Source organism: Halalkalicoccus subterraneus (assembly GCF_003697815.1).
GTDB classification, from domain to species: Archaea; Halobacteriota; Halobacteria; order Halobacteriales; family Halalkalicoccaceae; genus Halalkalicoccus; species Halalkalicoccus subterraneus.
On record NZ_RDQG01000027.1, the window covers coordinates 1 to 9424 of the forward strand.

Below are 9424 nucleotides of genomic sequence, written 5' to 3' on the forward strand. Positions count from 1 at the left end.
CGATGGCGTACTTGAACCGCGAGGCGACGACGCCGCCGATGTCCGAGTCCTGCGTGACCGCGCTGACGATCGTCGTGTCGCTGACGGGCGCGAGGTTGTCGCCGAAGATCGCCCCCGAGAGGATCGACCCGAACATCAGGACCGGGTTCGCTCCCAGGAGGACGCCCGCCGGGAAGAAGAGGGTGACGAACGCGACCGTCGTCCCGTAGCCGGTGCCGATACCGGTCGCGAGTAGGGCCGCCAACACGAACGTGGCGGCCGGGAACAGCGCCGCCCCGACGCCCCCGATGTCGGCGAGCCAGACCAGTCCGTCGACGAACCCGCCGATCTGGAGGGTCTCGGCGAACATCCCCGCCCAGATCCACGCGACGATGGCCGTCACCGCCACCGGCTGAGTCATCCCCTCGAAGATGGTGTTGGCGTAGGTCTTCCAATTACCCTTGACGAAGAACATTCCGACGATCAGCCCGATCAACATCCCGGCGACCAGGCCCGCCTCGTCGGAGATCCGCCAGAGGGCAGTCTGGGCGATCGCCCAAATGATGAAGATCAGAATCGGGAGCGCACTCATTCCTCGCCCGCCATAGAACTCGATTCGGGGCTCATCCCCCTCCCCGCCGCCGAACCCGCTCATGACATCCGGCTCCGTTGCTTCGCTCATTTCATTCACTTCATGGCTCAAAACCGGACAATATAAATGTGCCGTCTGATGCCATACGGATCCCCGAAGCGAACATCGATGATGGAAGGGCCTACAGGGGATAATAGGGACCTAAGCGGACTCGGATCGGTGGCGAGCGCGTCGACCGTGTGACCGATTCCCTTCCGCCAGGCCAAGGTACACCTGCGGCGAGGCCGTGTCCCGATCCATGCAGGCACGAGTCATCGACGAGTTCGGCGAGCCCGACGTCTTCGAGACCCGCGAGATCGAAACGCCCGAACCCGGCGAGGGCGAGGTCCGGATCTCGGTCACAGCTTCCAGCGTCAACCCCGTCGACTACAAGATCCGCCGCGGCGATCTCCCTTCCTTGGCCCCCGAGTTCCCCGCGATCCTCCACTGTGACGTCGCTGGCACCGTCGACGCCGTCGGCGACGGAGTCGAGGCGTTCGAGCCCGGCGACGAGGTCTACGGGATGCCCGGGGGCGTCGCGGGCAGCCCCGGCGCGCTCGCGGAGTACACGCTCGCTGACGCCGACGCGATCACGCCCGCACCCGAGTCCATCTCGCTCGCGGAGGCCGCCGCGCTGCCGGTCGTCGCGCTCACCGCCTGGGAGTTGCTGATCGACAGGGCGGGGCTCGACGGCGAGGACGAGGCCGACGTCCTCGTCTACGGCGGCTCGGGCGGCGTCGGCCATATCGGCGTCCAGATCGCGAGCGCGGCCGGCGCGCGCGTGGTCGCGACCGGCTCGACCGAGGAGAAACGCGAGATCGCCGAGGAGTTGGGTGCCGAGGCCACGGTCGATTACACCGAGCAATCCGTCGAAGAGTACGTCGAGGCTCACACCGACGGCGAGGGCTTCGACGTCGTCTTCGACCCGATCGGCGACGACCACCTCCAGACGGCCTTCGATGCGGTCCACCCCTACGGTCGGGTCCTCACCACCGAGTCGAGCTCGACCCAGGACCTGAGCGCGATGCACCTCAACGCCCTCTCGCTGGACGTCGTGCTCGTCATCCTCCCGATCCTCCGGGACGCCTGGCACGATCGCCTGGGCGACGAACTGCACGAGATCGCGGAACTGGTCGACGACGGCGCCCTCGAACCGCTGGTCGACGAGCGACGACACGGCTTCAGCGAGGCCGAGGAGGCCCATCGACGGCTCGAAGAGGGCGACGCGGTCGGCAAGATCGTCCTCGAGAACGACCTATGAATCGGTAAATCCGCTCGTGAATATCACGACCCACTGCCCGTAGTCGTATTTCTCCCGTATCTCGACCGAGACGACCCATTTGACCCACTGAAAACCCCGACGGCCGGGCGTGACGACCCGAAGGGGAAAGCCGTGGCCGTGACTGATCGGCTCCTCGCCGACGTGGGTAGCCAAGAGGGCGTCGTGGGCCTCCTCGAGTGGAAGGCTCCAGCGGTAGCCCGTCACCGACTGGAACCGGACGTATCGTGCCTCATCCGTGGGTTCGACCTCGTCGAGGAGGTCGCCCACCCGCACGCCCGTCCAGTCCTGTACCGAGTACCAGCCGCCCGTGCAGTCGAGGGTGCTTCGCTCGCGGTCGGCGGGCGTGAGATCCGCGTAGGCGATATCGAGGTCCCGTGCGGTCGCGCCGCCGACCGTCAGTGACCAGTCGTCGGGATCGACTGGGCCGGGATCGTCCGCGACCCAACTCGCGGTCGGAAAGGCGTTGCCTGCGAAGCTCCCCTGCTCGCGCGAGCCGGTGAACCGCCGGTCCGAACCGGGGGTATCGAGCAGCCGGTTGATCGCGCTCTGGGCGCGCCAGGCGAGACCGCCGACCACCCCCAGGGCGAGGTAGGTGAGTAGTGTGCGCCGTCCCTCGAAGTCCTCACGGCGCGGCGGGCGGTAGCGTGCCGAGAGGTGCGAGAGCACCAGGGGAACGAGTGCGACGCCGAAGGCCATGTGCAGGGTGAGGAACTCCCAGTAACCGACCCGCTCGTGGTAGCCGAAGACCCACATGGTACCCGTGACCAGCGCCGCGCACGCGACGAAAGCAGCGAGGATCGATACCGGCGTGGTCCGGTCCCACTTCGAGAACTGTGTGATCCGTCCGCGAACCCGCCGGAGCTTCCAGAACAGGAGAACCACCAGTGTGAAACCGGCGATACCGTGGACGTAGAAGAGATAGCGGTGTTCGGGCCGGCCGAGCGTGAGGCTCAGAAGGCCCGAAGCGACCTCGAAACAGACCAGCGCGAACAGCGTCCAGTCGACGAGTCGCGGTGGGAGCGAGAACCGGCCCATGGGTACTCAAGGGGGCCGAAGCCTCAAAACCCTCGCTACTGGCTGTGTTCGTACTCCTCGTAACCCCGGTCCGGATCGATCCGCGAACCGACCCACGTCCCGAGCGCGATCCCGTAGACGGCGTGGCTCGCATGGAACACCGTCTCGGCGTCCGCTTCGAGGTCGATGTCGAGCAGCCATTTCAGCATCACGCGCTCGCCGAAGGCCGAAAGGACGAGCCCGAAGACGCCCCCCCAGACGACGCCCTCGGTCTCGGTCGCGGAGCCCGGAAGGTTCATTCGAGGGTAAAGCAATCCGAACAGTGCCCCGAAACTGATCCCGTAGAGGAGATGGAGCAGGATGCCCATCCCCATGTACTCCTCGGGATGGCCGTCCCCGACGTACTTCGCCCAGAAGTTCGCCGAGGGCGGCAACGATCCGAGGATCGGCAGCCGAAAGGCCGTCATCACGACCGTCGCGAACGCACCCCCCTGTATCGCCCGAACCAGTGATCGGGCGGCGAACACGGGCGACGACTGTGCCTCCTCGACCTCCTCGCTCTCGGACGACGGAGCGTCGGACCCTTCGTCTCCGCCCCTTCCACCGAAACCTAACAGTGACATCGTTCTCAATGGGTCTTCTCGGCTCATCCCTATAACTGCGGTCCCGGCCATCGCGTTGGAGGGCACAACCGTGCATATTCAGATCGAAATAGCGTTCTCGATACGCACGAATCCGAGCGTTGAAGGGTGTGGATCGCCCACGGACGTCCATGACGACGATCATCGACGGGGATCGGATCGCAGGCGAGATCCGTGGAGCGCTCGAGGAGTCGATCGGGGCGCTCGCCGACCACGGCGTCACGCCGGGGCTCGCGACCGTCCTCGTCGGGGACGACCCCGCGAGCCAGACGTACGTGAACATGAAACAGCGCGACTGCGAGGAGGTCGGCATCAACGGGATCCACGTCGATATCGACGGAGATGCCTCGCCCGAGGAGCTCTACGACACCATCGAGGAGCTCAACGCCGATCCGGAGGTCCACGGCTATCTCGTTCAGGATCCCGTCCCCGAGCAGATCGACTACCGGGAGGTGCTCCGGCGGATCGACCCCGCGAAGGACGCCGACGGCTTTCACCCCGAGAACGTTGGTCGACTCGTCGCGGGAAACGCCCGTTTCAAACCGTGTACGCCCCACGGAATCCAAAAGCTGTTTTCGGAATACGACATCGAGACCGAGGGCGCGGACGTGACGGTCGTCGGTCGCTCGGACATCGTCGGCAAGCCGATGGCGAATCTACTCATGCAGAAATCCCAGGGAGGGAACGCCACCGTCACCGTCTGTCACTCCCGGACCGAAAATCTCGCCGAGAAGACCCGCCGCGCGGACGTCGTCATCGCGGCCTGCGGCGTGACCGAACTGATCGACGGCTCGATGATCTCGGAGGGCGCGACGGTGATCGACGTCGGGATCAGCCGGGTCGAGACCGACTCGGAGAAGGGATACGAACTGGTCGGCGACGTCGACTTCGAGAGCGCGAAGGAGAAGGCGGGCGCAATCACGCCCGTCCCGGGCGGCGTCGGGCCGATGACCCGTGCCATGCTGCTTTACAACACCGTCAAGGCCGCGAGCGAGTCCGAAGGCGTCCCGGTCGAACTACCCTAACTCGTCCAGACGCTTCGACGTGCGCGCCAGCGCCGTTTCGTCCCCGTCGACCGCGCGGCCGAGATCGCGCGCGATCTCGACGAGGCTCTCGGCGGTTCGTGGCTCGATATCGCCGTCGAGCGCCTCGACGCGTCGGACGTGATCATCGAGCCGACCGAGCGCGCGCCGGACCGGCGGCAGCGACTCCTCTCTCGTATCGAGCAGGCTCACGACGTCCTCTCGGTAGGTCGACGCCGCCGTTGCGTAGGCGAGCCCGCGTTCGGACGCGAGCGACTCGGGGACCGCGGACGGTGGCGGGCGCTCGCGATCCAGCAGTTCGAGGAGATACAGCTGTTCCACGTCGTCGACGTCCGAATCCAGTGCCCCCGACGAGAGCGAGCGTTCGTAGGCGCCGAGCGCGGTGATCAGCTCCTGAGCGATCAGGTAGTCGTCGTCCAACGTCCGGAGCGTCCCACCGTTGACGAACCCACGCTGGCGGACGTAGCTCCGACACCGCTCGCGTATCTCCGTCGCGAGCTCCGACAGCGGCTGGTCGAGCAGCTCCTCGCCGGTCGTCAGATCCAGTTCCACCGGACTGTCGGTGTGGAGCGCGCGCTCCTCGCGTCCGACGCTCTTGAGACTCCCACACTCGGGACAGGACACCTCCCCGGTCGTGTAGTACGACCAGCGCGTTCCACACTCGGTACACTCGCGCTCGCCTCGGATCTCCATACCCCGGGGTTTCGGAGCCAGCGGTAAAACGTCCGGCGTCCGGCACAGGGGACGGCGTGTGGTTTGATGTACCGTCCGATCCCACCGAACAGTATGCGTACCGAAGAGGAAATCAGAGAGCAGTACGAGTTCCTCGCCGAGCAACTCGAAAGCGACGACATGCGTCACGAGGGCGTGCGAGAGATGTTTACGTACTATAAGCGTGCGCTCGGCTGGGTTCTCGAGGAGGAGTACATATAGATACGTGGACAATTGTCGGTAGGTTTAATATGGGCTGGTTTCATTGAGTAGATGACGCTTCGCTTTGGAGGGCCGAAGCGTCAGCGGGGACCAATTCAGGGCGGCAAGCATCCACGCGGGAATTTTTCCTTCCCGCGTGGGTTGCTTTCCATTCGGATCACGAAACCATCAAGCGACAGCTCTCCCCGAGGACGACGAATCCATTACGAGTACAGACGAAATCCTCCTCTCGATTCGTTACGTGACATCTGTTCATATCGTGGATCATATATCTCATTTAGATATGAAAACGCACGCAGGGATCGATATTCCCGACATGTTTATGAGAATTGCTTCCAAAGTGTCAGAGCGGGATAGGCATGCATGATCTGACAGGGTTTCAGCGGGATCTACTCTACGTTATCAGGGGGGAGGACGAACCGCACGGGCTCGCCATCAAGGAGGAGCTAGAGGCGTACTACGAGAAGGAGATCCATCACGGGCGATTGTATCCGAACCTCGATACGCTCGTCGATAAGGGGTTGGTCGAGAAGGGCCAACGCGACCGGCGGACGAACTATTACTCACTCACTCGGCGCGGACGCCGTGAGATCGAGGCCCGCCGCGAGTGGGAGGCTCGCTACGTCGACCTCTGAGCCATCGAGGCGGTAAAGGGGCCCATCGACACTCGAATACGCTATAGACCATCTAATCGGTCCCGCGGCGCGACGTGCCCGAGCGCGTATCGTCCCCGGACGCTACTCCAGCAACCCGCGGGCGATGACGCTCTTTTGGATTTGGCTCGTGCCCTCGTAGATGGTCGTGATCCGGGCGTCCCGGTAGTAGCGCTCGACGTCGAAGTCAGTCGTGTAGCCGTAGCCGCCGTGGATCTGGACGGCCTCGTTGGTGATCGTCATGGCTGCCTCACTCGCGAAGTACTTCGCGATGCTGGCGTCCATTCGTGGATCTTTGCCCGCATCCTCCTTTCTGGCAGCCTCGCGCGTCAGCAGCCGGGCGGCCCGGAGTTGCGTCTCCATGTCGGCGAGCTTGTGCTGGATCGTCTGCACGTCCGAGAGGGGGCCGCCGAACTGCTCGCGTTCGGTGGCGTACGAGAGCGCATCATCCATCGCGGCCTGGGCCAATCCGACCGATTGGCTCGCGATTCCGATGCGTCCGCCAGTGAGAATCGACAGCGCGGCGCTCAGTCCCCGACCCTCCTCCGTGAGTCGGTTCCCGGCTGGGATCCGTACGTCGTCGAACAGCAGTGCGGTGGTGTCGCTCGCGCGAAGCCCGAGTTTCTCCTCTTTCTTGCCGACTTCGAGGCCCTCGCTGTCGGCGGGGACGAGGAACTGCGTGATCTCCCCGTCGCCAGTCTTCGCGAAGAGGATCACGACGCCCGCCCGCGAGCCGTTCGTGATCCACTGTTTCTTCCCATTGATGACGTATCCCTCTCCCTCTCGCTCGGCGTGCGTCGACATTGCCGCGGGGTTCGACCCGGCGTCGGGCTCGGACAGCGCGAACGCGCCGACGGGCCGCCCCGAAACCATTTCGGGAAGCCACCGCTCTTTCAGGTCCTCGCCGCCGAACTGGGCGATACAGGCGGTCGCGAGACAGTGCACGGAAAGCGCGGTTGCCACCGAGAGATGGCCATAGGCGAGCTCCTCGTTGACGAGACTGTAGGTCGTCCTGTCGGCGTCGAACCCGCCGTACTCCTCCGGGACCGTGAGTCCAGCGAGATCGAGTTCGGCCAGCCCGTCCCAGGCGTCTTCGGGAAACGTCTGCGTGCGGTCCGCTTCGCCAGCTTGGGGCCGTAGCTCCTCGGTTGCGAACTCCCGGACGAGATCCCGGATCGCGCGCTGTTCCGCGGTGAGTTCCATACCTCGGGTTGGATCGCGGTCGAAAAAAGACGATCGTTTCAGCGGCTCCGAAGCGAGGCCACGACCGTTTCTGGATCGGCATCGATCCCGCCACCCTGGGCGAACTCGGGGCCGCCACCACCGCCCCCGCCGAATTCCGTCGTCAGGGAATCGATCACCGCCCCCGCGTCAGTCTCGCTTGCGCTCGCGACCGCGATCGTCACGGGCCGCTCGTCGGTCGTAAGCGCGGCGACCTCACAGTCCTCGCCGGCCAGTTCGCGTGCCCGATTCGAGAGAACGTCGCCGTCGACGCCCGCGACCGAGCCGACGAGCCAGCGCTCGCCGGTACACTCGACGATCTCCTCGCGGAGGGCGTCGATCTGGAACGTGGCGATCCGGTTCAGGAGGTCGTCGCGCTCCCGTTCGAGTTCTTCGACCGCCGTCCGCTGGCGTTCGATGGCGTCGGGGAGATCCGTGACGCCGACGCCGAGTTCGCGGGCCGCGGACAGCGCCGCCGCTCGGGTGTCGGAACGGTGATCGATGGCCGCCGGGCCGACCGCGAGTTCGATCCTCGTGAGTCCCTCGCCGGGGTTCGAGCGATCGAGCACGCTGATCGGCCCGATCTCGCGGGTGTTCGAGACGTGCGTGCCACCGCAGGCTGCAGCGTCCCACGCGGACGTCGAGTCACCGGAGCGACGCTCCGCGCCGCCCCAGTCGGCTCCCGCATCGCTCGCAGCCCCAATGGTCACGATCCGCACGCCCTCACCGTCGCCGAAGACACCCTCCTCGGTCTTGGTGTTGAACGCGACCCCCTCACGCGAGCGCGCCTCTCCAACGGGGACCGTCTCCCAGGAGACCGGACGGCTCTCCCAGACCGCCCGGTTCGCGAGCGTTTCGAGCTCCACGAGGAGTGTGTCGTCGATCTCGGTAGAAGTCTCGAAGTCGATCCGGGCCTTTCGGCGATCGATATCGAATCCGCCGTAACCGAGGTCGTCGAGCAGGGGTCGGGCGGCCCCGTAGAGGACGTGACTCGCCGTGTGCGTGCGCATACAGTAGGTCCGGAACCCGGAATCGATCGTACAGGTGACGGTCTCGTCGGGTTCGAGGGCGGCCTCCTCGACGAGCGTGTGGACGACCTCTCCGTCGTGTTTTTGGACGTCGACGACGGCCGTCCCGTCTATCGTCCCTCTGTCCGCCGGCTGGCCGCCGCTCTCGGGATAGAAGTACGTGCGGTCGAGAACTACCTCCGGGCCGGCTCGCCGCTCGACCCCTGCCTCGAACGCTGTCGTTCCCGGATCCTGTGGCGCGAGGGAGTCCATAGGTGGGACTGTTACTCGAGCGCCAAAAACCCTACTCGGCGAGCTCGATATCCAGTTCGGATTCGAGATCCTCGATGACCGAACCGCCCACACCCGCGCGGGCCGCACGACTCTGTTCGACGGCCTCGATCTGTTCTTCGGGAACGTCCAGCGACTCGGCGAGTTCGTGGATCTGGAGCCCGGCGTCCTGTCTGGCTTCCTTGAGGCGGTCGCCGTAGCCCGACACGAGGTACGGAAGCGGGTCGTCGGAGTAGTTCGTTCCTTCCCGTTCCCAGCGGGTCGAATCGCCCCCCTGAGCGTCCTGCATCTCGGCGACTTTGCTGGCAGCGCGCTTCTTGCGGTCGCTCTCCTTCGAACGCTCGTCGCGTTTCGTCTGTGCGTCGTCGTGGGGCGCACACGTGCTACAGACGTCGAGGGTCGCCCCGGCGATCGAGACTGTTTTCAGCGATCCAGAGGAGGCCCCACAGAGTTCACAAGAGCCGCCGCCGTCGCCGCTGGAGGAACTGCCGGTAGAGTATTTCGCCATGTGACCGTTACGCAACCCGCACATTTGAATATACTGTCGCCCCCGAGCAGTGACAGGCCTAACCACGGGGCTGGCGAAGCGAAAGCCCTTTTATGGGAGGTAGAATAGAGACGGGTGCAAAGACACAGCGAGCGTGGGTAGCCAAGCTAGGCCAACGGCGCAGCGTTGAGGGCGCTGTCCCGTAGGGGTCCGCCGGTTCAAATCCGGTCCCACGCATCGCA

At 65.1% G+C, this 9424-nt stretch carries 11 protein-coding genes and 1 tRNA gene; 5 read left to right on the forward strand and 7 right to left on the reverse strand.

Going from position 1 to position 9424, the window contains the following annotated elements:
• A partial coding sequence (locus tag EAO80_RS07915) for a Na+/H+ antiporter NhaC family protein (RefSeq protein ID WP_368280521.1) occupies positions 1-661 on the reverse strand: 661 nt, incomplete at its 3' end.
• Positions 662-869: 208 nt separating this feature from the next.
• On the opposite strand from EAO80_RS07915, the gene EAO80_RS07920 reads away from it, so the two are divergent.
• Positions 870-1871, forward strand: a complete 1002-nt coding sequence (locus EAO80_RS07920) for a zinc-binding dehydrogenase (protein ID WP_122089387.1) — start codon at positions 870-872, stop codon at positions 1869-1871.
• On the opposite strand, the gene EAO80_RS07925 is transcribed toward EAO80_RS07920, so the two are convergent.
• Positions 1866-2927, reverse strand: coding sequence for a molybdopterin-dependent oxidoreductase (locus tag EAO80_RS07925; RefSeq protein WP_122089388.1), 1062 nt, complete (start codon positions 2925-2927; stop codon positions 1866-1868). The genes EAO80_RS07920 and EAO80_RS07925 overlap by 6 nt on opposite strands.
• A gap of 35 nt (positions 2928-2962) precedes the next feature.
• Positions 2963-3529: a hypothetical protein gene (locus EAO80_RS07930; RefSeq protein WP_122089389.1), complete on the reverse strand. Its 567-nt coding sequence runs from the start codon at positions 3527-3529 to the stop codon at positions 2963-2965.
• A 149-nt stretch (positions 3530-3678) separates the two neighbouring features.
• Between EAO80_RS07930 and EAO80_RS07935 the strand changes: the two genes are divergently transcribed.
• On the forward strand, positions 3679-4572 hold the full coding sequence (locus tag EAO80_RS07935; protein WP_122089390.1) for a bifunctional methylenetetrahydrofolate dehydrogenase/methenyltetrahydrofolate cyclohydrolase: 894 nt from the start codon (positions 3679-3681) through the stop codon (positions 4570-4572).
• On the opposite strand, the gene EAO80_RS07940 is transcribed toward EAO80_RS07935, so the two are convergent.
• A complete protein-coding gene (locus EAO80_RS07940; protein ID WP_122089391.1) occupies positions 4564-5283 on the reverse strand; it encodes a DUF7117 family protein in 720 nt (239 codons plus the stop codon). The two genes, EAO80_RS07935 and EAO80_RS07940, sit on opposite strands and share 9 nt — an antisense overlap.
• Before the next feature lie 93 nt (positions 5284-5376).
• On the opposite strand from EAO80_RS07940, the gene EAO80_RS19605 reads away from it, so the two are divergent.
• Positions 5377-5523, forward strand: coding sequence for a hypothetical protein (locus tag EAO80_RS19605; RefSeq protein WP_162993921.1), 147 nt, complete (start codon positions 5377-5379; stop codon positions 5521-5523).
• Between the two features lie 359 nt (positions 5524-5882).
• Positions 5883-6158 carry a PadR family transcriptional regulator gene (locus EAO80_RS07945; RefSeq protein ID WP_122089392.1) on the forward strand — a complete coding sequence of 92 codons (276 nt, stop codon included), beginning with the start codon at positions 5883-5885 and terminating at the stop codon, positions 6156-6158.
• Positions 6159-6260: 102 nt separating this feature from the next.
• Here the strand turns inward: EAO80_RS07945 and EAO80_RS07950 are convergent, their stop codons facing one another.
• Genes EAO80_RS07950 through EAO80_RS07960 form a run of 3 tightly spaced genes read right to left on the reverse strand, consistent with a single transcriptional unit; the run spans position 6261 to position 9203 of the window.
• Positions 6261-7379 carry an acyl-CoA dehydrogenase family protein gene (locus EAO80_RS07950; protein ID WP_122089393.1) on the reverse strand — a complete coding sequence of 373 codons (1119 nt, stop codon included), beginning with the start codon at positions 7377-7379 and terminating at the stop codon, positions 6261-6263.
• A 38-nt stretch (positions 7380-7417) separates the two neighbouring features.
• Entirely contained in the window at positions 7418-8677 is a 1260-nt protein-coding gene (locus EAO80_RS07955) for an alanyl-tRNA editing protein (protein ID WP_122089394.1), read from the reverse strand.
• A 31-nt stretch (positions 8678-8708) separates the two neighbouring features.
• Positions 8709-9203 carry a helix-turn-helix domain-containing protein gene (locus tag EAO80_RS07960; RefSeq protein WP_122089395.1) on the reverse strand — a complete coding sequence of 165 codons (495 nt, stop codon included), beginning with the start codon at positions 9201-9203 and terminating at the stop codon, positions 8709-8711.
• A gap of 131 nt (positions 9204-9334) precedes the next feature.
• Here EAO80_RS07960 and EAO80_RS07965 point away from each other — a divergent pair.
• Positions 9335-9419, forward strand: a tRNA-Leu gene (locus tag EAO80_RS07965).
• Positions 9420-9424: the final 5 nt, after the last annotated feature.